This window comes from Pelagimonas sp., from assembly GCF_050633425.1.
GTDB lineage: Bacteria > Pseudomonadota > Alphaproteobacteria > Rhodobacterales > Rhodobacteraceae > Pelagimonas.
In genome coordinates this window covers 39,264-62,559 of the sequence record NZ_JBOEGM010000009.1, presented here as the reverse complement: position 1 = coordinate 62,559, position 23,296 = coordinate 39,264, and the positions used below count along the sequence as shown (strand labels likewise).

Below are 23,296 nucleotides of genomic sequence, written 5' to 3'. Positions count from 1 at the left end.
GAAAAAAAAGGGCACAAAACGCTCGCTTCAGACACTCCCGGGGCTGAGATTTCGACGTCAGCGTCCCTAAGCCCGTCCATTGAGGCTCAGCGCCACGAGAGACCACGTAGTGGCCCGCCCACTGACGTCGCATCGGTCGATGATCTGCAGGATATCGATCTAAGTGATTTTCTATCGGACCCGGCCGGTAAGGAGGAAGACGGTGAACAGAGCATCGCCCTGCCCGCCCGTGTTGCCGGCTCCGGATCGCTGGACCGTCTCGTCGACCAGGCGCGGGGCTATGCCGAGGCGGCAACAGCCGAGAACACCAACAAGGCCTACAAAGCCGACTGGAAGCACTTTGCCAGCTGGTGCCGGCGTAAGGGTGTCGACTCCCTGGTCCCCTCCCCTGCCGTGATCGGGCTGTATATCTCCGACTGTGCCAAACCGCAGGACGGGTCCCCTGCCCTCTCCGTGTCAACGATTGAGCGGCGTTTGTCCGGCCTCGCCGCCAACTACCGTCAGCGCGGGCTCACACTCGACATGAAGGATCGTCACATCGCCTCGGTCTGGGCCGGCATCAAACGCCAGCACGGCCGCCCGCCTGTCCAGAAGGAGCCGGTGACACCCGAAGAGCTGCTCGAGATGGTGGCCACCCTCACCTTCGGCCTGCGCGATATGCGCGACCGCGCCATTCTACTGCTCGGCTATGCCGGGGGCATGCGGCGCTCCGAAATCATCGGCTTGGACGTAAACCGCGACGACACCGAAGACTCTCGCGGCTGGATCGAGATCGATCCACTGAGTGAGAATGACGGCGGCGCGATCGTCATCCTGCAGACCAAGACCGGGTGGAAAGAGAAAGAGATCGGTCGTGGCTCTTCTGACCAAAGCTGCCCGGTCCACGCTCTTGAGCAATGGTTACACTTCGCCAAGATCGACCACGGTCCGGTCTTCCGGCGGGTGCTGCGCGACAACAGTGGCGTGCAAAGCGATAGGCTTTCGGACAAACACGTCGCCCGGCTCATCAAGCGCACCATGCTCGACGCAGGCATCCGACCCGATCTACCCGACAAGGAGCGCTTGGCGCTGTTTTCTGGTCACTCACTACGCTCCGGTCTGGCATCTTACGCCGAAGTAGATGAGCGCTATGTCCAGAAGCAACTCGGCCACGCCTCAGCGGAGATGACCCGGCAGTATCAGCGCCGCAGGGATCGGTTTAGGGTAAATCTCACCAAAGCGGCGGGCCTCTGACAGTCAGCCAGCGCTTACCCTTGATTTAACGGGTTTGCCCTTCTTCATCGGGATTTCAGCCGTTGTGCCGTCTGGCATTTCCGCCAGCAGACGCAGTTGGCCGCCCATACCGGCAACATAGCGTTCCAGCGTGCCAATCTTGGCCCCGGTGAGTTCTGCATTTTCGAAACGCGACACTTCGCCCTGAGCGAGCCCCGTCTTTTCGGCGAGATCCTTTTGCGTAATGGAGAGTGCTTTACGGATCTCGGAGAGATGCAATTCGGCAGCAATTTCGCCAGCAAGGGCCTCAATACGTTCACGACGTGCTTTAGGGAGACCACGAATGCGGTCACCAGCATTCACAAAAGCTGATTTCTTAAGCTTTGCCATCGATCTTCCTTTCATTCTGCATCGAGCCACTCATCAAAACGTTCGTCAGCCGTCGCGATAAGGGCCTTGTAAAATCGTTTCTGGTTCTTGCCCTGTTTGTTGCCACCAACCAGAACGACAGCATTTCTCTCTTCATCGAACGCGAAGGCAAATCTCCAAACACCTTGTTCCTTGACCCTTATTTCCTTCATATTGGCGTGGCTTGACCCTCCAAGAGTGTCCACATGTGGGCGGCCTAATTGAGGTCCATACTGCTCAAGCAGCAAGATCACGGCATCAAGCTTGTCACACACCTCATCAGGTATTGCCTCACGTTCTTCGGCGAAGTCCGGATGTTCGAGAACGGACCACATCATGACGGGAATATAGGCTTTAACTGATATCTGTTCAAGCAGATATTTCTTAAGATTTCATGCATTCCAGGCCATCGCCCCTGCTGGTTGTCTCGAATCTGGTCCCACGCTAAAAAAATCACATCGTTCCCCTCTCACTCAATCGGCCGTAAAAGCTGCGATCGAGATGCAGCTCCCCTGCCCTCGCCTTCTCGACCATGCCGCGGAGGTATCCGCCAGGAGATTTGACCTCTCCGGTCGTATGTTTGTCGAAGATCAGAGCGATCGCCGCAGATGCAATTGCGGGCCCAAGCGCCTTCTGCGACAGGTTCCAGGCATCTTCTGAGATCCCCGCCATACCCCGGATTTGTCCCGCGGCCCTGTGCAATTCGTTCCAGTCGCGGATATATCCGCCACCAACGGCCCGTGCCATCTCTGCAAAATGCGGACAGGTGGCCATCAGCATCGGAATATCGACCTCTGACGTGCGTTTGTTGGTATGGGTGCTCCATTGGATATCAAGATCCACTTCTTCTGGCTTCTCAATCTGCTCAGGTTTTGGTTTTTCTGGCTCTACCCTCGCCGCGTGCTTTGTTTCAAAGCGATTACTAGATACAGGATCAGGTTGGTTTGTAGTTAGTATGTGGGTGCCATCAGAGGCACCTGTGGGTGTCATATTAGTATTAATTGGAACAACATTGCTTGTGGAAGACCCCTCCGGATTGGGTGATTTGACGTCGGATTCTTCAGGCCAATCGAAAGCTGCCTCGAAAGCCTCCTCTACGCGATCCTTGAAGGCTTTGAACCAGTCTACGATATCGAGGAGCTTGTTCGCCGTTGTCGTGCGTTTAGGCAGTCCCTGGAGCAATATGGTGAACTCTTCCTCCAATTGCTTCCACGGGCCCCTGAGGCCGCTCTCCAGGGCTTTGTCGATCTTCGCGCGTATAACACGCCGTGTAATGGTCACGACGTTCCTCAGAGAAGCGCAGAACTCGCGTTCTTCCTTGAGCTGGGCGTAGAGCGCCTCAAATTCCTCTGCACGCGCTGCGAGCGGCGCCAGGTCGAAGCCATAGGCCTCCACAATCACCCCGTCTTCATCCCTGTGGCCGTAGCGCTTGCCGTTGGGACTGTCCTTGATCCAGATGAGGCCAAGTTCCGCCAGCCGGCGTACGTGCCGCCGTAGTGTTGAGAGAGAGAAGCCCGTCTGCTCAATCAGAAAGTTGTTCGAGGCCCAGACGATCGGCCGCCTTCCCTGCTCCCAGTCCTGAGGCTGGGTGAAAGCGGCAAATGTATCGAGCAAGAGCAGGTCCTGCGCCTGAAGTCCGATCGCGGCTGCTACGCGCTTTGCTGCACTTGTTGCTTGTGATTTGGGTATAGAAAGCTGTTCACCGGCTTGTGCGTGCTTTTCAGCAACCACAAGGCCCGGCGTTGGCTTGCGCCATCCGTTATGTTTCATGGGTTCTTTTCGACCTCCTTTAGTTGAAAGAAGGCAAAAGAATTCCGTTCACCGAATCGGTGTTCTGCATTGACAGTGATTCGCGGAGGGTGCTATCTAGTAGGTGCAAATTACCTAGATCAGCTCTCTTACCGCATGGTGGAGGGCTTTTCTTTTGCCTGCATTAACTCCTCATTGTTTCTGTTCCGCCTTGAACTGCTCGTACAATTTCTCAAGGCGTTCGGAGACGAATTCTCCAAACTCGATTGCACGCTGGTCTTTAGCTTTCACAGCGATAGTGAAGCTTTTCCCGCGCGAGGTAGAACTGACCTCAATTGTCTTATCTTTGGGCGTCCATGGCCTGGCTTTTTTTGAAGCGCCCTTAACGGTCTTCTGGCCTCGTTTGAGAGTGCCAAGAAGTAATTCGAACCGTTCGTCGGAGCTGAGGGTGTCAAATTTACCAGATCCGATTATCTCTTGAGCGCGCTGTGAGTTCGCAGGGCGATCAAGCAGTGTCTTCAGCTCATACCACCTGTCACGGCCAATCGATTTTGCGGCTCCGAGAGACGCGAGGATAGGTTCCGAAATGCTGGCAACGGACAGCATTTTCGAAAGCGTTGCCTTGTCGATGGAGAGCGCTGAGAGTGCCGTAGCATTATCGTTGTCATACCCGCCGTTCGCGACGTTCGCCGCCAGCAAAGCGCGTTCAAGAAACGAAAGATTTGCACGGGCAGCATTTTCCTGGCCTTGAGCAACAACGTGGTCACGATCCGACATATCCTTAACGACGGCTCGGACCTTAATGCCGAGCTCTTCGGCGACCTTTCGACGACGCGCGCCGAACACCACCATGTATCGACCGTCGAGCTTCGGATGAGGCCTCACTAAGATTGGCGAGTTTTGCCCATCTTCGTCGATAGCCTTCTTTAAAGCCTGAAACTCACGATCATCGTGTTCTAGGCGATCCTTCAAGAACGAAGGATCAATCAGCGACGGCTCAAGCTCAACGATGGTTTCGCCTTCGAGTAGCTTGTCAGCCTTGTCAGCCAAATCGTCGAGCGTACTCGAAATGGACTTTGATGCCCCGCGCGAGACAAACTCGCGCTCCTTGGGGCTTGCAGGGTCCGGCGCGTCACCTAGCACGCTTTCAAATGGGTTTTTCCTAGCCATGCAAATACCCACCTTTCATTAGATCACTGTTTTCGTGCGTTTTTTTTGCTCTTTTGACTGCCGTCAACTTTGTCATGCCCGACCCCACGCTCTGTGTATGAGGTCTTGGACCTCAGCGTTCACTGCCCACATGCTTTCAAATGCACGGTCATAGGTTTCCCTGTTAAATTTGCCCCGCTCGATTTCAAACAGTGACTGCTTCGTGAGCCCTGCATCAGAGATCGCAGTCGATTTCAGCATGTGGTTGGTCAGAATTTCCTCTGCAAACATCGATTGCATAAAGCCTAGCATTTGCGTTTGCGGGATATCGGTCGGTTCATAGCGCGTGATGAGATATCGGAGCCAATCCATCTGGACATTTGCACCTGCTTTCACAAGCGACTTGGTGAAGTTACCGAGGGTCAGTAGGAACTGGCTCATCGACATCAGATCCAACATCTCGGGATGAACTGTTATCAGAACCGAAGTAGATGCCGTTACGGCCGTCAGCGTCAGATATCCAAGCTGTGGCGGGCAATCCAAAACGACAATGTCGTAGCAATCATCGACATCCTCTAGCGCCTTGCTCAATCGCGTGAAGAAGAGTTTGCCTTCCCGGGACGCTTGCGCTGCCAGCGGGGTCTCAAATTCATACTCGGACAGCTCGAGGTTGGCGGGGACTATGTCAAGCGAAGGAAAATTGGTTGGGCTGATGAGCTCAACAATTGATTGGCGATCTTCATCGTAGCGCAATGCGTCATAGACTGACCGGTTATCATCGAGTTCGGGTTGGTATCCGAACAGTGCTGAAAGTGACGCTTGAGGATCCAAGTCTAGTGCCAGAACACGATGGCCCGTAAGAGCTAACTGTTGCGCTAGGTGGACCGCGGTCGTTGTCTTGCCGCTCCCGCCTTTGAAATTGACAACACCTATGACCTGGAGCTTCTCACCGTCTCGCCGATGGGGAACATAGTTCTTTGCCCCTGACTTTCCGGTCTTGTCGAGGTAGGTACGAAGCTCGATTATTTGCTCTGCCGTATAGAACCGTCGACCTCCGGCCTTAGTTGTTGGAGTAGGGCCCTTATCCTCGAGACTTAGTCGCTTCAGGTTATTTGGACTCACACCCAAAAACCGCGCAGCTTCCGCCATCGAGAATTCGCGCAGCATCTTTCGCGCATCCGGTGGAAAGTTTTCGCGACGCAACATGTCTAGGCGCCGAGAAATCTCTGCACCTTGCGCAAGAATCTTGTTATCAAATTCAAACGCCGGAAACGGTGTTCTGTTTTCCATATGCTCTGCCCGTTATGGCGCTAAATCGGCCAATTAGATTATTTTGTCGCTATTATGGTCAAAATACCTTAGTAATCAATAGGCAATCGCTCCACTTCAAATGCCCAGCAGAACTACATCTTGTGCAACACAAGCTAGCCGACCCAATCGAAGAAACTTTGGAGGGCTGAAGTGTTGACGGCAGTCAAAAGTGCCATTTTCGCGTGCAAATTCAGGTATTTAGGAAGGCAAAAACTATTTTGGCTGCAAGTATGGGGTCTGCGCGACCATCATTGAGTCAACCGATATGCGGCTTTCGGATGGGATGGTATTCCAGACTTTGCGACTTCGCTGTGAAGCTGGTTTGAACGGCTGTCGATGGCAAAATTACGTTTTGTTACAACCGATTCGGGCATTGAAAACGAATCGCGCTCACATAATACTCTGCGAGTTCGCATGGCTGGAATGGACTTGCTCCTAACACCATCGGTACCGTGATGTGTGTTCGCTTTAGACTGCATCCACCTCAGCTAGCGTGAATTCAATCAAAATCATTTCCCGGTCGCATGGAAGCCCTGTCCGAAAGCGCGTCCGTTCCATAATCCGCCATCGGCCTTAACAGCGTGTAGGACACAGCCGGCCGAAACGCACCCACGAGTTTAGAGCGGGCCAGCCGTATGAGGTTCTCGACCGAGTAGTTGAAGTAACTCGCACCCGTGAAGCCTGCGATCGCGAACACCAGTACGGCAAAGGTCCACCATCTGATGTGGAAGATGAACAGGATGATGAAAAAGATCAGCCGTGCATCAAAGAACATGAGATGCGGCCGCGCCATGGCATAGCGCCAATGCACCGTCGAGCGATAGATGTTGTACCGTTCATCCGCCATGATCGACCTTTCGCTCTCAGCGCGTGGGCGTTTCCACATTGCTGGTGAACAAGACGCCGATGATCTGGCGCGATCGCAGCGAGATCAGCGGGCCTTTCGGAGCGCTTTGCACAAACTCTCCGGCCAGATCGTTGCCGACCTCTGCGAGACCTTTGTATAAGCCTTGTTCAATGGTGGCTGCCGGCCGTGTAACGCCGGTGACGCCGCCAAGTTCGATCAGCGAGGTTCCCGGATCGGAGAGCGCTTCACCAACGCCAGAGACAAAGGCTGCCGCAACGCGAGGCGCATAGCGCGCAAAGAGCCGTCGATCCAGATCCGTGCGAACTGCAAGCGACTTCTGCCGTGCGTCCACCGCGTAGGCCGATACCGGCACCTGCGTCCCATCGGGCAAGACGGCCGAATTGAACTGCACGACAAGATGGGTGTTGTTCTGGTTTGCTTCGAATCCACCGATCAGCCGTGCGCCTTTGAGCGGGCCTCTGCGGATTTCAGCGACGACAGGGCCGGGGGTGTCGCTGTCATTGGTGATGATGGTTGAGGCAAGCACGACATCGCCTGCGCGTATCAGCGGTTGAGAGAGGGCAGGGGAGCTGCGTTGGGCTGCATTGCCATTGGCTGCTGTACCTTCGATGTCGGGCTCTTCCTTCGGCAACAGGTCTTCTTCGACCACGACAGTCCCTGCCGAGGGTTGAACCTGCCATGAGCTCAGAAGCCCTTGCTGCTGCGTGGCCATCAGCTGCGCGAGTTGATTGATACGGGCATAGTCAGGGGGCGCTGGCTGGTTCGGGGTCGGCTGGGCCTGCTGTCGCACGGGCTGCTGGCGATCAATCACGACCGTCCGCGGTTGCTGGGTTTCAACGAGCACATTGGCCGGAGGCAGGGGCCTGTTGGGATTGGGCGCGATGGCCGGTGGTTTCTCATCAATCTGGCGCAGCGGCTCGTCCGGTGTCGCGATGAAAGAGGTGTCATTGTCTTGCGCCTCTCGCGCCCCGTCCTGGTTTTGCTGCCGCAAATTATCCTGATAGCGCTCAGACGTGCGCAATTGATCGCCCGCGGGCGTATCATCGACGTTCGGTGTGCCTGCGACCTTACTTGGCCCAATAAGTTCGGGGTTCTTCCAGACTTCATAGCCAACCGCACCGCCAACAACGAGAATGGTGAGAACGGCAACGTTCCTGAACGAGAGCAATCCACCTTTACGCTGGCGGTTGATATGACTTGCGCGATCGCCACTTGCGGCATCCGCGGGCTCTACTGTTGGCCCGATATCAGCGTCATCACTGTTCTTGTTTGGTTCTTTTGACTCACTCATTGAGAAATCCTCACTTTCGAGACGCGGCCGTTCGATGAGATCAGGGCGACCGATGTTGGTCTGATCCGATAGGCTTTGATCTGTCCGGGGCCTGTCAGGATCCTTGAGGCGGGCGGTGAGATGATCGCATCGGCCGATTGCAAATAGATCGCGCCATCATAACTCCAGGCCCGCACGCCCGGATTGTCGGTCGACAAGCGCACGGCGTTGCCCGGAATATCGGCCCCTGTCGCAAATGCCATCATCACATCGTTAGACGCGCGGGCGACGGATTCGCTCTGGCGTGTCTGAAGCGGCTTTGAGGCCGCATTGGGCCCAAGCCCATGCACCGTGAAGTCGCGACGATAATGGGTGTTGAGTGAGTTCGTCCGAACCTCAAACACCAAGGGTCGGCTCTCTCCCACGAGAGAGACAACGATGTTGGAAAACCCGTGGGGCACAAGGGGCGTGACCGCGAGCTGGTTCGAGCCTTCCTGCATCGCATAGACCTGGAAGCTTTTGGGCTTGCCGATCACATAGGATGCGACGGGCCAAGCAGCACCGGTACGATCATAGAAGGCCATTACGCTGACAGTATCGGGTCCGGTCAGCAGAACCTCGGGTTCTTGCGCCGATTCCAGTGTCAGGCGCTTGGCATCTGTGATCGCGTTCGGAAACTGGCCCGACGGCGGCGTTGCGGCTGCTTTCTGACTTTCATCGACGCGGCGGCGGTAATCGAGGATCATCTCAGGCGTCATCGGGAACTGACTTTGGATCGCCGCGCCATAAGCTGTGATTTCTTCGGGTGTCAGCGGCCGGTCGAGATCATCGAGGCTTTGAAGCAGCTCTTGCGCGCCGACAATCGGGAAGTCTCCGGTTGGTGTCTGCGGCTGCTGGGGTTGGTCCGGCTGCAGGCGTTGATTGATTTCGTTCTGCGTGAGCGGTTCGGAGCCTGTCGGCAGGTTTTGCTGCGCAGGTGCCTGGTTTCCGCCATTCTCGATGGTGACAACCGTGGTTCCGCTATCCTGACCGGGGAGTGTCGCCGTCGGACGGTTCGTGGGCTGGGGCAGGGGGGTCTGAACTTCCGTGCCCGGTGGAACTGTTTCATCGCCATTGGCGTCGCGCAGCACCTGCTGCGCGTGAACCTGATGGGTCAGGTTGGGCGCGAGCATCAAGCCTAGCATGAGGACAAGAGAACTACGCGATAGGCGAAGCCGCTTTGAGGATAGGTATGGGATTTGCATCAGGCACCTCCGGGAGCCGCGATGAAGCGGGAGATGGCCATCGCATAGGGGGATTCATAGGTTTGCAGCCGTTCGATATTGACGGTGATCATGAAGTTCTGACCTGTCACCTCGGAGGCTGATTGATAGGTGACACGCAACGGGATCTGCACGATCCACTCATAAACGCCGCGATCATTGATGCCCTCGCGGACAATGACCGCATTGTTGGCAACCGCTGTTGTGTTGAGGCGCCGGCTTTGCACCAGATCGAGCATCTGGCTCTTCTGAACAGCCTCCACGAACTGGTTCCAGCCCGTGGGCTTGGTAAAATACTGCAGGGCGTTGTTAAAATCGGCGCGGTAATTGGCAAAGTCGTAGGTGAGGGACGACGTCACCGCCTTGACCGCGAAGTTGCTGACCTCGGCGGCGGACTGGTGCGGCTTATCAAGCGGGACGAGCGGCAGGAGCTGGCCGTCTGTCGTGGTGGCAAAGTAGCGCGGTTCGGGACGGTTCACGGCCAAATATGCGGTTGAAGCTGCCAGCACAGTTGTCGACAGGCCAAGACCGAGCGCGATCTTGGCCATGACCTTGTAGGATATCTCGAATGTGCGTGCCGAGCGCAGAACAGACTCGGCTGCGCTCAGGTTCTCATTGTCTGGCAGCATCGGCGCATCCTGTCACTGATTGCTGGCAGTGGTGGGCGCATCCGCCTTGGCAATGGTCAGGATATCCGAAGGCAGTTCAGAGAAAGCGAACTTAGCGCCTTGATCGGTCTGATAGAGAAAGAACGGCACGCCCGGCATCTTGTTGGCCCGCATCCAGTTGATGTTATCGACAATGCCCCGGATGACGGCCTTATCGGCCTGGTTGGCGTCCATCTGGGTCACGGCGGCTGTGCCGCGTGTTTTGGACGTCATATGGGACATGAAGGTTTGGGGTATGTTTTCCGAATGAAGGATTGAGAGCGACGTATTGAAGCCTTGCACGCCGGTGATCGGCGCGGGGATGATCCGAAGATCGATCGCGCCGCTCGCAATCTCATTGTGCATGGAATCGATGGTCCATTGGCAATGGGGGCATTCCGGATCGGCCAGCATATAAACGACGGGCGCGCCCGGGTTTGGTGTGGCGGCCGAAAACCAGATGCGTTCCTCACCGGCCTGTTTGAAGATCGTATCCATCCCCGCCTGCACGCCGGCGGAAGGCTGCTCGACAGCGGTGATCGGCGCACTGGCGACAGTGCCGGTGGTCGTCGATGTCGCGGCAGGGGCTGCAGGTGTTGGTGTGGCGGGTGCTGGTGTCGCGGCGGGTGTGTTGGCTTGTGGTTGCAAAACAGTGCGCAGCTGGCTGAGGGCAGGCGACTGGGCGCTTGAAACACGCGACGCGGTTTGCGCGGCCTCGGGTATCGGCGTCATACGCGGTGAAGAATTTGCTTCATTCTGCACAGGTGCGGCGTGCGCGGTGGGTTGGTTTGTCACCGCCTGCGGCGATGATGGGATCAACCGTTGAGAGGGCCCTGCGATCGGTTTGGCATTCGGATCGGGGACCGTCGCAAGCAAGGCGGCGGTGATGTCCTCACCTTGTGGTCCGATGATGCGACCGACAATCGTCAATCCGTCCTGTGTTGTGAGCGCGGTTGCCGGATTTCCCTCCTGATCCTTGATTGCCCAGGCCTGCATCTCGCCGATTTTCATGAGCGGGCGCACATCGGGATCTGTCTTGGAGATCAAAGTCTCAATAAAAGGAGATGTGCCCGTGCAACCGGCAAATCCTTCCTTCCAACTATAGTCCTGCGCACTGCTGGCCGAGGCAGAGCCCATCAGCAAGATCAGCGCCAAAGCGGTCACCGATCGACTTCCCGAGCCGGTGGAGACTGCTTTCTGCAAGCTACCAAATGGGCGGTTTGTTCTCTGTTCTACATGGGGCATGGGGGAAATCCTTTTGCTGGGGGTGCGTTTCTCAAAGTGCTTTACTACATGGTTTATATCGTTATATATAACGATATGTTTTTGATAGCCATAGCGTAATTGCGAGAACCCACAACGCATCCGGTCTCGCACGAACGCTTCATGCGGAAGGATTGATGATGTTTGGGTCGGACAGGGCAGTGGAAGCGACACCTCTTTCCCACGCAGACGCTTTCGCCGACCGGTTTCAATCGGCCCGCAGAACCCAAGACGGCAGCGCGATCTTTCTGGAAACCCGTCGTCCGGTTGCGGACTTCATCAATGGTCTGTGCAAAATCCTGTTTGCTGTCGCCGTCTTCGGCCTTGTCGCCATCGGCGGGGTGATCACCTTCAACGCCCTCGATCTGCAGGCCGAAGCGGGACCGGCGGTCATGGGGTCAGCTGTCGAGGATCGGCAATCGCGTGAATTGGACGAACTGCGATCCGAAGTCGCGTTGCTGACAGAACAAAGCATGGCGATGCGCGCCGAACTTGTTCTTCTGACCGGCCGTGATGGCGTCTTGGCCAAACTCGTTAGCCGTCTTCAGGAACAGCGCAAGGTGAATGGCGCACATTCAAACGCAATCCGACAACTCTATTCGACCACAGGGCTGATTGGCGCATCGCTGCCATTGGCAGATGAAGGCACTGCGTCCGAGCCTATTGGCTCCCGTCCCGTTCAAGTCACGCCCGTCGCCGCATCTCAAGAACAAGACACGCCCAAGCGTGTGGTGCTCATCCCAGGAGGCGATACCGAGGCCGACAAGGATGGTGAATGATGGAGACACCATCTGATGGACGAGCTGACCGCCTTCTTCACACGGGTGACGAACATCTTGCCGCCGGCGCAAGCCTTCGTGGCAGCGCTTTGTTTTGTGCTTGGCATCATTCTTGTCGTGATCGGCAGCCGGCTAATGCTGGTGACCGCAGAGGAACGGGCGCACGCCCATCATCGTCGACACGGCTACTGGCAGGGCATGACCTATATTGTCTTCGGCCTGTTGATCATCTCCCTCGACCTGACGCTCTCCGCCTGGATCGCCTCGCTCTATGGGGCCGACAATACGACCGCGAGTGCCGCCAGCGAGATCATGGCCTATGCGCCAGAAATGCTGTCGCCCGTGGCGGGTGCGCCCGGCGAAGCCATTTTGATCGCGCTCGTGCGGGTCGCACAGTTCATCGGACTGCTGGCCGTCGTGCGCGGTCTCTTTCTCTGCGTCAAATCGGCGGACATGCCCGCCCAAGGACTGATGGGCAAGGGCTTCATCCACATGATCGCCGGGATCATGGCGGTCGATCTGCCCCGCACCGTCGGTCTCTTCGAAAATCTCTTCTTCGGCTAAAATAAGGAACCCCATCATGATCAGAAAAAAACCTCCGACCCAAACCCGTCGCTCGTGGCGACCTGTCATTGTGCGTTCAGCGCTCTCGTTCGGTTTTGGAACGCTTTGGGCCACGCAGGCATTTGCACAGACCTTCGGCGACATTTTTACCGAGATGCGCTCCAGCCAGCTGGGACCCGCCGCTGACATTCTCGGCACGATCTCCTTCGTGCTCGGCGTGGTCTTCGCGATCATGGCCGTGATGGCGATGATCAAACGCTCGCGCAACACCAATGACAACTCGGTTGAATCGGGCCGCATCCTGATGCTCTCGATTGCCGCCGCTTGCATGGTTGCCATCCCGACCTTCCTGAATGTCGGTGTCGCCTCGATCTTTGGCACCGGTGCCAACCAATCCTCCGTGGACGGCCAGCTCCGCTCGCTGAACTAGAAGGGGGCGAATGGATCGATGGTCGCATTCTGGCATCAGGCCGCCGCCCATCTGGGCCGGGGATCGCTGAAAGTATCTCTGGACGGCTATTGCCGTCTGGAGACCGCCCATGGCGACACCGCGCTCGTGGCCGATGACGGCTCCATGGTGTCACTCTTCCGGCTCGACGGCTTCCGCTCGTTACCGGGAGAAGAGGATGTAACCGAGGCTTGCGACCGTCTGCGGGTCGGTCTCTCGCCGTTTTTCTCCAAACCGGGATTGGCGCTGCAGTTCTGGTTCGGCCACTCGCCAGAACTTGGCACCCGCGAGGTCGAAACGATCATCGACGACAGTGCCCGCGTCGCCCGCGACAACGCGCTCGATCTGCATGATCTTCTGGATGAGCGACGCAAACTGCTTCCCTCCAAGCTCTATGGCGAGCGGTGCTATCTCGCGCTGTGGTCACGTCCATCCCTGCTGACGGCCGAAGATCGCAGCGCCAGCCAGAAGCAACGCACCAAGGTTCTGAATGCCGCACCGCCGATCTCGCTCGGTCAGATCCCTGACACGGCTCTTGAAGGTCTTGCTATCCGGCATGACAGTTTCGTCACCGCCCTGGGGCGCGAGTTCAGCGCGGCAGGCATCGCGCTTGACCTCTTGGACAATTACGAGGCGCTGAACGCGATCCGTAAGATCGTGGCACCGGATACGCTGGGCCTGAACCATCCTTGGCGGGCAACGCTGCCCGGCGATTATCTCAAAGCGCGACTGCCGAGCCTTGGGCGCAACATCAGACGCAAAGACATTTCCAACCTCGTCTGGCCCAGACTGTCTGAGCAAATCTTCACCGACCATGCGGATGTGATCGACGGCAAGATCGTGCGGATCGGGAACAGTGTGTTTTCCGGCTTTGACATCGTGCTGCCGCCCGAGATCGTCGTGCAGTTCAACGAACTGATCCGCCGTGTGATCGCCAATGGCACCAAAATCTCATGGCGCTGTTCGATCCTGATGGAAAGCGGCGGCTTTGCAGGGCAGGTGTTTCGCGAGCAGCTCGCACGGCTGTTGGCCTGGACAGCGCCGACCCATAACGGACGCATCAAGGAGAGTTTCGAGCGGCTGCGTCAGACGGATGGCGACGGGAACACCGTCATCCGCTGGCGTGCGTCCTTCGCCGCCTGGGCGCCTGCCGACGAAGTCGGACAGCTGCGCGCCCATGTCTCCTCGCTGCAGGAGATGGTCAAGTCCTGGGGCAATTGCCACACTAACGCGGTTGTCGGCGACCCACTTGATTGCGTGATGTCCTCCGCGCTCGGTCTCTCAACATCGTCCACCGCTGAAAGCTGTGCGGCTGATCTTCTGGACGTGCTCGCCATGGCCCCCATCGTCCGTCCCGCCTGTCCATGGGAGCGCGGGTCGATCATTTTTCGGACTGCCGATGGCAAGCCGTTTCCCTATCAACCGGGCTCCTCAAAGCAGAACGCCAGCGTCGACATCATGGTCGGCACGCCGGGGTCGGGTAAATCGGTGCTGATGAATGCGATAAATCTCGGCGTGGCTCTATCGCCGCAATCGGGCAGGGGCGGGGACAACCAGGCCATCCTGCCACGTATCGCGATCATCGACATCGGACCGTCTTCGTCCGGACTGATCAGCCTGATCCGCGATGCTCTGCCCCCGAACCGCCGACATGAGGCGATGTTCCACCGACTGAAGATGGTCGAACGTGATGCGGTCAATCCGTTTGATACGCAGCTCTGCTGTCGCAAACCCTTTGCCCATGAACGGTCTTTTTTGGTGAACCTGATCGCATTGATCTGCACGCCGGAAGATGCCGATGCGCCCTATGATGGTGTCTCTCAACTGGCAGAGGCCTGTGTCGATGAAGCCTATCGCTACTATTCCGACGAAGTTAGCCCGAAGCGCTACTCGCCGACCATGGATCTCAAGGTCGATGATGGTCTGAAGAAGCATCACTTTGAAGTCGACGAAGAAACCAGCTGGTGGGAGATCGTCGATTTTCTCTTTGCGAAGGGCGAGCATCATGCGGCGGCGCTCGCGCAACGTCTTGCCGTGCCTATTCTCGGCGATCTCATTCCGATCTCGAACGCCGAGACCGTGCGTGAGCCCTTCATCGAAATGCGGGTTCAATCGACACAGGAACCGATGGTTGGCGCGTTCCAGCGTCAGATCACGGCGGCGATAAAACAATATGTGATCCTGTCGAACCCGACCCGCTTCGATGTCTCCAACGCACGCGTGGTGGCCTTCGATCTGGCCGGTGTGACGGAAGCCACCGGCAAACGCGGGCGCAAGCAGACGGCGGTTATGTATATGATGGCGCGCCAAACACTGACCTCGGACTTCTGGCTCGATGAGGATGAGATCAAAGCCTCCGATCTGCCCGAAGAGGTGCGCTCACACCATTTACTGCGGTTCCAGAACAACCGCCAGATGCCCAAGCGCATCTGCATCGACGAATACCATCTGACCGGTGGGCTCGGCATTCGCGACCAGGTCGTCGCGGACGTCCGCGTGGGCCGGAAGGCCGGCGTGCAGATCTCACTCGCCAGTCAGCTCATTGGCGATTTTGATCATTCGATCCGTGAACTCGCGACCAACATCTTCCTCTGCAACGTGCCGACCGCCGAAAGCGTGCGCACCGTGATGGACACCTATGATCTGCCCGCCAGCCTGAAGCCGGTCATCAGCCGGTTGACCGGGCCGGAGCCGGGCGAGGGCGCGCCGATCGTCGCGATCTTCAAGCTCAAATCCCAGACCTATGTGCAGCATTTCTATAACCAGCTCGGCCCGATTGAGCTTTGGGCGCTATCGACCACCGCCGAAGATACGGCGCTCCGCGCGATCCTCTATGAACGTCTCGGCAGTCCCGAGGCCCGGCGCATCCTGGCCCGGCGCTTTCCGGCCGGGTCTGCCAAATCAGAAATCGAAGCGGAACTCGAAGGCCTGATGTCATCGGGCCAGATGATCGACGAGTCCGTGCGCTCAAACGTCATCGCCCGGATGGCCGACGACCTTGTGAAAGGGGCTTTTCAATGAATTTTCTGCTGCAACCGCCGCATAAGCGAAGCCGGTCGCCTTTGCCGATCTACACGGGCGCACTGCTTGTCATCATGTGGGCCTTCGCCGCCTTGGCGCAGGATACCGAAAAGAACAACAATCCCGGCGGCGACATCCCGGTTCAGCAACTCTCCTTCGCACGCAACGATCAGCAGGCGCTCAGCATCGCGCGACGCATGTATGGCCGCGATTTTCCTTATGTGAAAGCGGTACGGGTCTGGTTGGAAGCCCCCAACGATGATCCCGAGCAGCTGTTCCTCAAGATCGGTAAGAGCCGCAATTGCGACACCGAGTGTTTCAACGTCGCGCTGTTCCATAACGAGAAATGGCTGGAGATCTATCGCAGGCCAGCCACTGACGCACTTGGGCTATCCGCCGTCACGCCAACGGGCATGCGCTCGATCATCGAAGACGGCCGCGTCTGGACCTGGAACACGCAAAGCTACACGCCACAGCCCGACCAAAAAGACCTGGTGGAACGCGCGGCAACTGAAGAAGAGCTGGCGCTTGTCAGCAAGGAACTTGGCGCGAACATAGATCAAACCACCGCGACGTCCTTCGGGCCACCCGAGGTCAGCGTTTATGATGTGGACATCCTCGAAGGCGGCGAGAAGATCATCGTCGTGCGCTCGCCATACTTTTGCGGGCAATCCACCTGTCCGGTCTTCCTGATCAACAATATCGGCCAATCCTACCGGATGATCCGGGCGCTCGAAGGCGTGGTCGGTTTGTCGCGGACCCTGCGGGATGAGAACGGGTTTCGCGGGATCGAGACGCTCTCCCGCAACGGCGTGACAGTGATTTCGCCTTCGACCGGCAAGCCGATGGAGACGATCCTGATCCAGCAGGTCGCCATTGCGGGGACGGTGAAATGATCCTGCGCCGAACCCTACGCACTCTGGCGCTCGCGCTCGCCCTATGGGCGACGGCAGCACTTGCCGACGAATATGCCGATCTGATCCGGACGCAGGAATCCGGTGGCAATTACGGCGCGCTAAACACCCAAGGCGGAACGGCGGCCGGGGCCTATCAAATCACAGCAGGCACGCTCGCGAGCCTTGGTTATGTGCGGCACACCGGCGGCTCACGCGGCAGTTGGAGCAATTACGAATGGACATCGCAGGCGACCAGCCAGGGCGTGTCGTCGCTGAGCGGGTTCCTGAATTCGCCGTCGGGACACGCCCTGCAAGACCAGGCCTTCAACACGCTCACAACGCGCAATCTCTCCGCCCTCTCATCGCAGACGCGCGGGCTGGCTGGTCAAACCATCAACGGCGTGACCTTTACCGAAAGCGGACTTCTCACAGCGGCGCATTTTTTGGGAGCAGGCGCGCTCAATGACTGGGTCGAAAGCGGCTTCGATCCCACGGTCTTTCCGCCGGAATATCTGACCGCCAACGGGTTCAGCTCTTACGACGAGCTGCAGTCTCATTTGATGAACCGGATCGGTGGCGCGTCCGGGACGACTTATGCGGGCGGTGCCGGCACCGGCGGCACGTTTGAGCAAACCGAAGGCTTTCCGGGCCTTGGCGCCAAACGACCCATTCTCATTCGTGAAACACCCCCGTTTCAGGGGGAAAGAACCAACCTCGGAGGCAATCAATGACCAAACCACAAAAGAAAGGTGCGCCGCACATCCTGAGCGCGGCACTCGTCGCAGGCTTGGCATTAGCCAATGCGCCACAGGCGCAAGCGCAAGCCAATGACCAGATCCTGCAACTCTTCCCGTCCGGCGGGCAGGGCTGCGTCGATCACGTGAAGCTGAACCTCACCAACGCGATCCGGTCCGGCATTGAAGCGGAGGTTCTGCGCGGCGAGGAAGCGCTCAAAAAACCCCATTCCATTGCGGCGCTTGGGTGTCTGGACAATTTGCTCGATGTCAATCTCGACATCGCGATCCAGGTGCCGAACCTGCAGGGGATATTCGCCTCAGCCGTCAGTCAGGCGCAAGGCCAGGTTTGCTCCTTCGCCCAGGACAAAATGAACGAGCTGACTTCGCAGATCACCAATCTGTTGCAGCTGCCAAACTTCAACTTTCTGCCCATCGGCGGCCTGACGGGCAATTCAACGACGTCGATTGGCGGCGTGGATCTGAACACCGGCGGCGGTCAGACGGGGCAGGGAGTCACGGTCAATGGCACCACGGTCAGTCCCAACAATCTCGATGCGGTCTACGACCTGATTTACGGAGGCGGCAGCGGTGGGTGATCTCATGTCAAAAATGTCCTTGGGCAAATGGATCGCCTTGGCTGTCGTTCTGGCCGTCGTCGCGTTCGTGCTGCTGACGCAATTCACATCGTTTCAGGTGCCGAAATCGCTGACCCAAGGCAAGCCAGAGCCTGCGGTTCATCCAGGCATCCAGCTTCAGGGAACGACAGATTCCAGAAACAACCTGGATGAGGTCAACGACATCATTCGGGGCAAGAACACCAATAATCAGAGCGAGGACACCGGAAATGACAATGAGTAAACCGACATCACCGCTTCGCAGCGCAGCTCTCAAGACCACGGGTTTGAGCGGGGCTCTTTCCGTCTGCGCGACCGCCTGGCTCTTTACGCTCGCAACGCCAAGCTATGCGTTCGGCGGTTGTTCCTGTGGCGGGGTACAGAACATCGTCCGGACAGCCCGGATCAACGTCAACAACCACACCACGGATGTCGGCAATTACATTGTCGACAACATCCTGAAGGGCGTCGCGCAGCTTTCGGCTTATTCCAAGCGCGAGACCGAGGCGGCCAAGCGCATCGCCGAAGGGCGGGATCAGAACGCCGTTCTGCTTGAGCGCCAAAAGATCAGGGCGGCGGCAGAAGGCGGACGCTACGATCCGGCCACATCGGCCTGTATCGATCTTTCGGGTGTTCTCAACTTCGGGGGAGGACAGACCAGCCAAGGCGTTGGCGGCATCGATATTGCGAACCTGTCGCGCAACCGGTCCTACGGGAACGGAACAGCGGGCGCGCCGGTCCGCTCCGGCGGTCTGGCGCTCGCACAGGAAATCAAGGTGGATCGTGACAACCTTAGAAACGTCGGAGGCTTCGGCGATCCCACATCCGATGTGCGGCTTCTGACCGAGGCGATCACCCTCGACACCTCCGACCAGCAAGTGGCGCAGGCCTATGCACGCATGATCAACAACATGGTTGATCCACTGCCGCCAAAACCCGTCACGACGGAAGAGGCGCAGACGCCGACAGGTTTGGCACGGATCGCCTCGCGACAGGTCGATGCGACACGGCGATCTGCGTCTCATGCGGTCTTCACCTATCTGGGTGACATCGCAACGCCCACGGGCGGGACGGAACTGGCGTCGTGGGCGCGCAACGCGGCCGGACCGGCCTATCCCAATGCTGTTGGTGACAAGGTCTCGTCCCTTCAGGCCGTCGATATCTTTGTGCATTCGCGGTTTGCCAATCCTGATTGGCACCAGTCCATCGCCAAGATGTCACCCGATGCGGTGATGCGCGAGCTTCTCCTGACGCAAGCGCTCGATCTGCACGTCAATTGGATGCGGTTCGGTCTGGAACGCCGTGTGGCCGCCGTGGAAGCCGCAAGCCTGGCCTCGACCATCGATGGGACCGAGGGTGCGGGCGGCGGCGCGCCGATTGGCAACTAGAGGGCGACTGCAAAAACATGGTGCGTGAAAATAGCGACGAACCCAGAAAAAGCCGCACGCGACGCGCGGCCGGGTTCTTCGCGCGCCGTGGCCGCGTCGACAAAGCCTTTGAGGCGAGCAAGCTGGGCGCAGACTTTATCGGCGATCTTGCCGACCGGGTGCGTCCAAAACCGCTCGATCCGAAAGGTCTGACCGGGCGCTATGAGGATGGTGGCATCAAACGGTTCCAGGAGATGGCTGGGTCCATGAGTGAAACCGAGCTGGACCGCCAGTATGAAGGTTGGCGGACACAACGCGCCTGTTTCCAATATGCGGGGCTGCTTGCTGTGCTGGCAATCCCTGTCGGCCTCATCTTTCTTGGTATCAGTCGGTTATTCGTGATCAGCCTTGTGGCCCTGTTCCTGTTTTCGATGTTCCGGGCGGTGCGTGCCGACTTCTTCGCCTGGATCATCGAGCAGGGGCGGTTTGGCGGGTTTTACGATTACATGACCTCGCGCCTGCCCCGGAACATGCAGATCATCGTACCAACGAGACGGCGCGATCAAATCCAGAAACGAGAGCGGGACCGATGAAAACTGCAGCCAGTCTCGGTGTCGCGACCCTTCTCCTTCTGGCAACAGCCGATGTTGGGATGGCGCAAGAAATCAACGTGCCGGACATTTTTAACGGGACCGGCGATGATCGCTCAAACACCTTCTTCAATCTGATCTTCGGCGATCTGTTTCCGGGACCAGCTGCGAACAATCGCACCGTGATCTCGTTGCTGATGCTGTCGTTCAACATCCTTTTTTTGGCCGTCGGCGCGCTCTTTCTGCTCTACAACATCTTTCAGGGAACATTGGATTCGGCCCATGAAGGGGTCGTGCTCGGCCAAAAGTCCACGATCTGGGTGCCGATCCGGATCCTCACGGCCTTCGCCCTGCTCATCCCGCTCGACAATGGCTACAACGGCATCCAGCATGGCGTCTCTTATGTGGTCCGCGCGGGCACCGCTGCGGGGTCGTTCTTTTGGAACCAGACGGCGGATCTGATCGTCTCGGACGAAGTGCCGATCGTCGGCACGGACTATGTCGGGTCAGACGCCCGGTTCCTGCAGCAGCTTTGGCGGATGGAGTTCTGCCGCGCTGCCTATAATTTTGAGGTCTCCAAAGGCGGCGACCTGCAGCTTGTCAGCGGCGGCATCTGGTCGAACTTGCAATCCGCTCCCGCCACCGATCTGATTGATGGCTACACGCCACAAATCCTGACCTATTCGACACCGACGATTACAAGCGCTTGTGGCTCGGTGACATTGCCGGCGGCCACGGCCGCGTTGAAGCGCATCAGCCCATCCACGAACATGGACACCATCAACACCAGCATGCGGAATCTGATCGATATCCTGCGCACCGAGATGCGCGGCTCGGCCGAGACGGTGGTGGCGAAGATATCAGCGCGTGAACCGGTTCAAGCCGGTGACATTCCGGACCTCGGCACCATGATGCGTGTTCTGCGCCAACAGCATTCGGCCATCGTTAATCCCATCGTGAACCCGAACGCCCTTTCGACATTGGTTCAGAGCGAGAGTGGCACGCCAATCAGCCAGCAAATCCAATCCATCGGTAGTGACGGGTCAGGGGCTTTATCCGCACCAACAGCCATTGCGGGTGATCTCAGAACTGGCGGCTGGATGATGGCCGGATCCTACTACATGCTCATCAGCAAGATATCCGGGGATGCCAATGCCGTCGCGAGCATGTTCCCGACCGCGACACCCGGCACGTTGATCTCAACCACACTGAGCGGTGGTGTTCAGAACACGATCGCATCTGAACTTGGCCAGCAATATTGGTTTCAGAGTAATGCGGATCGGGATGCACAAAAGATATTGGCCAGCATCGGTGCGAGTTACAATGCAAGTGTGTCGGCTTGGAACGAGGCGGCGGCGATTGCGGGTCTTCGTGAGTTCATCACAGAGCGCGCCTATGCCGGGGACGATGCGTCATCCCCGGAAAACTTCCTGCCACCACCGACCAATTTGCTAGCAGGTATTCGCCTGCTTTCTCCGGAAACCATAACTGTCGATCCCATGATCGGATTGATGGCCTACGCATCAACGTTTTTGACATTTGCCATAGCCGTCATCGGTATCTTGGCGACCGCATCGGCTGTTCCGGTCGTGGGGTCGATTCCTGCGACGCTCGCCTCACTGACAAGTGGTCTCTTTCAGATCGGTATTTTTGCGGCCATCTTTGTCGGATTCATCCTGCCCTACCTTCCAGCCGTGATCTGGCTGATCGCAATCCTGGCCTTCATGCTTCTGGTGATCGAGGCCGTGTTTGCAGCACCCCTTTGGGCCGTGGCTATGCTGTCGATGGACGGACACGGCATTTCGTCAAATATCTCGCGCAAAGGATGGTCTCTTCTGCTGATGCTGTTCCTCACACCGCTCCTGATGATCTTCGGGTTTTTGCTTGGGATGGTCCTGTTCCGCATTGCCGCCTTCTCGCTGAACGGGATGCTGTTTGCAGCTTTGAGCTCTCAGATGGCCGCAGACCCCGGTGCATTCGGTGCGTTGTCGAGCTTCCTGACCATGGCCGTTCTGACTGTCTTTGTTGGCATCCTTTATGTGGTGATCATCGATTGGTCATTCAGCCTGATCAATGTGTTTCCCGCCCGCGTGTTCAAATGGATCGACGGGATCGGGGATGACCTAGGAGCAGGAACAGCAATGACGGCCAAGGCTGCCGGGGTTGCAGGTTCATACCAAGGTGGGGCAGCCACGGGCGGACTGCTGGGGTCCGCGGGGAATGTCGGATTGGCCAATCACAGAAGCCGTCAACAACGTCAGATCGGCAACAAGGCGTCGAAAGACAAATAGCTATCGCCGGAAGAGGGTCATCGCCGCGAAGATGGCAATGCCACCGTGATTGGGCTTGTAAGGCACACACACCGGATCCCCATAACCTTCGCGGTTCACGGTGAGGTGTAGAACCGCATATATGCAGAGCAGCTGAAGGCAATAGATCGGCTCCGAGACCAGGTGGGCACCCATCGCAACAATACCATCAAGGAAACCAAAGTGCTCCGAGTGGCTGCGCTGCCAACCGCCGGCAAATGCTTCCAAGTACCCAAGCAGGTGTATCATGGCGCGCCAGAAATAGATCATCAGGCCAACAGCCAGCCATTGGCCACCGAGATGCACCCAGTAGCCGGTCTTGCTATGCGTTTGCCGCGTCTTTTTGAACCATGTGAACATAGCCCACTATGGCACAAAGCGCAGATTTTGGCCAGTAGGTCGGTTTATATGTATCGCGACACATAACGATACATGCGGCTTACTCTCCGAGTTTCACGTTACGCCATTTCTGAATACGAACGATTTTTCCCGGCCTGCGCACCGGTAGCTGACCGTAGTCGCCGGGATTGGGATGGTGGATCTTCACATTGACATATTCCCGCGTCTTGCAACGACCGCACGGAAAGGGCGGAATGTGAACCGGGTGCTTAGGGTCAATGATAGTCAAAAGGTCAATCGCCAGGAAATAGGTCGTGCGCCGACACAGATTGCATTTTAGAACAAGCAATTGCCCATCATTCGCCGCATCCGTGATCGTGCGGAAAGGCTTGGCCGGATGGGCCTTTATGGGCAGATAGCTCTCGGGCATTTGGTCTCCTCGACGCGAGGAAAATAGACGAGAACAAAATAAGAACAAGCTGCAGATTGAGAA

The 23,296-nt window shown here is 57.6% G+C and carries 24 protein-coding genes; 12 read left to right on the top strand and 12 right to left on the bottom strand.

Annotation, left to right across the window (positions count from 1 at the left end; translation table 11 throughout):
- The first annotated feature begins 144 nt into the window (after window positions 1-144).
- Complete coding sequence (locus tag ACRBB0_RS08490) at window positions 145-1,233, top strand: tyrosine-type recombinase/integrase (RefSeq protein ID WP_431373993.1); 1,089 nt, start codon at window positions 145-147, stop codon at window positions 1,231-1,233.
- A 3-nt stretch (window positions 1,234-1,236) separates the two neighbouring features.
- On the opposite strand, the gene ACRBB0_RS08485 is transcribed toward ACRBB0_RS08490, so the two are convergent.
- The 10 genes from ACRBB0_RS08485 to ACRBB0_RS08440 all read right to left on the bottom strand — a co-directional run bounded on the left by ACRBB0_RS08485 (window position 1,237) and on the right by ACRBB0_RS08440 (window position 10,887).
- Entirely contained in the window at window positions 1,237-1,602 is a 366-nt protein-coding gene (locus ACRBB0_RS08485) for a helix-turn-helix domain-containing protein (protein ID WP_431373992.1), read from the bottom strand.
- Window positions 1,603-1,613: 11 nt separating this feature from the next.
- Window positions 1,614-1,958, bottom strand: a complete 345-nt coding sequence (locus ACRBB0_RS08480) for a type II toxin-antitoxin system RelE/ParE family toxin (protein WP_431373991.1) — start codon at window positions 1,956-1,958, stop codon at window positions 1,614-1,616.
- A 115-nt stretch (window positions 1,959-2,073) separates the two neighbouring features.
- On the bottom strand, window positions 2,074-3,390 hold the full coding sequence (gene repC, locus ACRBB0_RS08475; protein ID WP_431373990.1) for a plasmid replication protein RepC: 1,317 nt from the start codon (window positions 3,388-3,390) through the stop codon (window positions 2,074-2,076).
- A 171-nt stretch (window positions 3,391-3,561) separates the two neighbouring features.
- Window positions 3,562-4,539 carry a plasmid partitioning protein RepB gene (gene repB, locus ACRBB0_RS08470; protein WP_431373989.1) on the bottom strand — a complete coding sequence of 326 codons (978 nt, stop codon included), beginning with the start codon at window positions 4,537-4,539 and terminating at the stop codon, window positions 3,562-3,564.
- A 72-nt stretch (window positions 4,540-4,611) separates the two neighbouring features.
- Complete coding sequence (repA, locus tag ACRBB0_RS08465) at window positions 4,612-5,808, bottom strand: plasmid partitioning protein RepA (protein WP_431373988.1); 1,197 nt, start codon at window positions 5,806-5,808, stop codon at window positions 4,612-4,614.
- 520 nt (window positions 5,809-6,328) lie between these two features.
- Entirely contained in the window at window positions 6,329-6,676 is a 348-nt protein-coding gene (gene icmT / locus ACRBB0_RS08460; protein WP_431373987.1) for an IcmT/TraK family protein, read from the bottom strand.
- A 16-nt stretch (window positions 6,677-6,692) separates the two neighbouring features.
- Window positions 6,693-7,988, bottom strand: coding sequence for a DotG/IcmE/VirB10 family protein (locus tag ACRBB0_RS08455; RefSeq protein WP_431373986.1), 1,296 nt, complete (start codon window positions 7,986-7,988; stop codon window positions 6,693-6,695).
- Window positions 7,985-9,211 (bottom strand): DotH/IcmK family type IV secretion protein, encoded by a 1,227-nt coding sequence (locus ACRBB0_RS08450; RefSeq protein WP_431373985.1) that lies wholly within the window; start codon window positions 9,209-9,211, stop codon window positions 7,985-7,987. Before ACRBB0_RS08450 ends, ACRBB0_RS08455 begins: the two co-directional genes overlap by 4 nt.
- Window positions 9,211-9,858, bottom strand: coding sequence for a type IVB secretion system apparatus protein IcmL/DotI (locus ACRBB0_RS08445; RefSeq protein WP_431373984.1), 648 nt, complete (start codon window positions 9,856-9,858; stop codon window positions 9,211-9,213). Before ACRBB0_RS08445 ends, ACRBB0_RS08450 begins: the two co-directional genes overlap by 1 nt.
- Before the next feature lie 12 nt (window positions 9,859-9,870).
- Window positions 9,871-10,887: a hypothetical protein gene (locus ACRBB0_RS08440; RefSeq protein ID WP_431373983.1), complete on the bottom strand. Its 1,017-nt coding sequence runs from the start codon at window positions 10,885-10,887 to the stop codon at window positions 9,871-9,873.
- Window positions 10,888-11,276: 389 nt separating this feature from the next.
- Between ACRBB0_RS08440 and ACRBB0_RS08435 the strand changes: the two genes are divergently transcribed.
- Genes ACRBB0_RS08435 through ACRBB0_RS08385 form a run of 11 tightly spaced genes read left to right on the top strand, consistent with a single transcriptional unit; the run spans window position 11,277 to window position 22,446 of the window.
- On the top strand, window positions 11,277-11,918 hold the full coding sequence (locus tag ACRBB0_RS08435) for a hypothetical protein (RefSeq protein ID WP_431373982.1): 642 nt from the start codon (window positions 11,277-11,279) through the stop codon (window positions 11,916-11,918).
- A gap of 15 nt (window positions 11,919-11,933) precedes the next feature.
- Entirely contained in the window at window positions 11,934-12,482 is a 549-nt protein-coding gene (locus ACRBB0_RS08430; protein WP_431373981.1) for a hypothetical protein, read from the top strand.
- Window positions 12,483-12,498: 16 nt separating this feature from the next.
- Window positions 12,499-12,912, top strand: coding sequence for a hypothetical protein (locus ACRBB0_RS08425; protein ID WP_431373980.1), 414 nt, complete (start codon window positions 12,499-12,501; stop codon window positions 12,910-12,912).
- 18 nt (window positions 12,913-12,930) lie between these two features.
- Entirely contained in the window at window positions 12,931-15,951 is a 3,021-nt protein-coding gene (locus ACRBB0_RS08420; RefSeq protein ID WP_431373979.1) for an ATP-binding protein, read from the top strand.
- Window positions 15,948-16,847, top strand: a complete 900-nt coding sequence (locus ACRBB0_RS08415) for a hypothetical protein (RefSeq protein WP_431373978.1) — start codon at window positions 15,948-15,950, stop codon at window positions 16,845-16,847. Before ACRBB0_RS08420 ends, ACRBB0_RS08415 begins: the two co-directional genes overlap by 4 nt.
- Window positions 16,844-17,578: a hypothetical protein gene (locus ACRBB0_RS08410; protein WP_431373977.1), complete on the top strand. Its 735-nt coding sequence runs from the start codon at window positions 16,844-16,846 to the stop codon at window positions 17,576-17,578. The genes ACRBB0_RS08415 and ACRBB0_RS08410 overlap by 4 nt, the downstream gene beginning before the upstream one ends.
- On the top strand, window positions 17,575-18,180 hold the full coding sequence (locus tag ACRBB0_RS08405) for a hypothetical protein (protein ID WP_431373976.1): 606 nt from the start codon (window positions 17,575-17,577) through the stop codon (window positions 18,178-18,180). The genes ACRBB0_RS08410 and ACRBB0_RS08405 overlap by 4 nt, the downstream gene beginning before the upstream one ends.
- A gap of 4 nt (window positions 18,181-18,184) precedes the next feature.
- The gene (locus ACRBB0_RS08400) at window positions 18,185-18,442 is read left to right on the top strand and encodes a hypothetical protein (RefSeq protein WP_431373975.1); all 258 of its coding nucleotides are present in this window, start codon (window positions 18,185-18,187) and stop codon (window positions 18,440-18,442) included.
- Entirely contained in the window at window positions 18,435-19,586 is a 1,152-nt protein-coding gene (locus ACRBB0_RS08395) for a hypothetical protein (protein WP_431373974.1), read from the top strand. Before ACRBB0_RS08400 ends, ACRBB0_RS08395 begins: the two co-directional genes overlap by 8 nt.
- A gap of 17 nt (window positions 19,587-19,603) precedes the next feature.
- Window positions 19,604-20,158 carry a hypothetical protein gene (locus tag ACRBB0_RS08390; RefSeq protein ID WP_431373973.1) on the top strand — a complete coding sequence of 185 codons (555 nt, stop codon included), beginning with the start codon at window positions 19,604-19,606 and terminating at the stop codon, window positions 20,156-20,158.
- Window positions 20,155-22,446 (top strand): DotA/TraY family protein, encoded by a 2,292-nt coding sequence (locus ACRBB0_RS08385; protein WP_431373972.1) that lies wholly within the window; start codon window positions 20,155-20,157, stop codon window positions 22,444-22,446. Before ACRBB0_RS08390 ends, ACRBB0_RS08385 begins: the two co-directional genes overlap by 4 nt.
- Here the strand turns inward: ACRBB0_RS08385 and ACRBB0_RS08380 are convergent, their stop codons facing one another.
- Entirely contained in the window at window positions 22,447-22,824 is a 378-nt protein-coding gene (locus tag ACRBB0_RS08380; protein WP_431373971.1) for a hypothetical protein, read from the bottom strand.
- 79 nt (window positions 22,825-22,903) lie between these two features.
- The gene (locus ACRBB0_RS08375) at window positions 22,904-23,233 is read right to left on the bottom strand and encodes a hypothetical protein (RefSeq protein ID WP_431373970.1); all 330 of its coding nucleotides are present in this window, start codon (window positions 23,231-23,233) and stop codon (window positions 22,904-22,906) included.
- Between the last annotated feature and the right edge of the window lie 63 nt (window positions 23,234-23,296).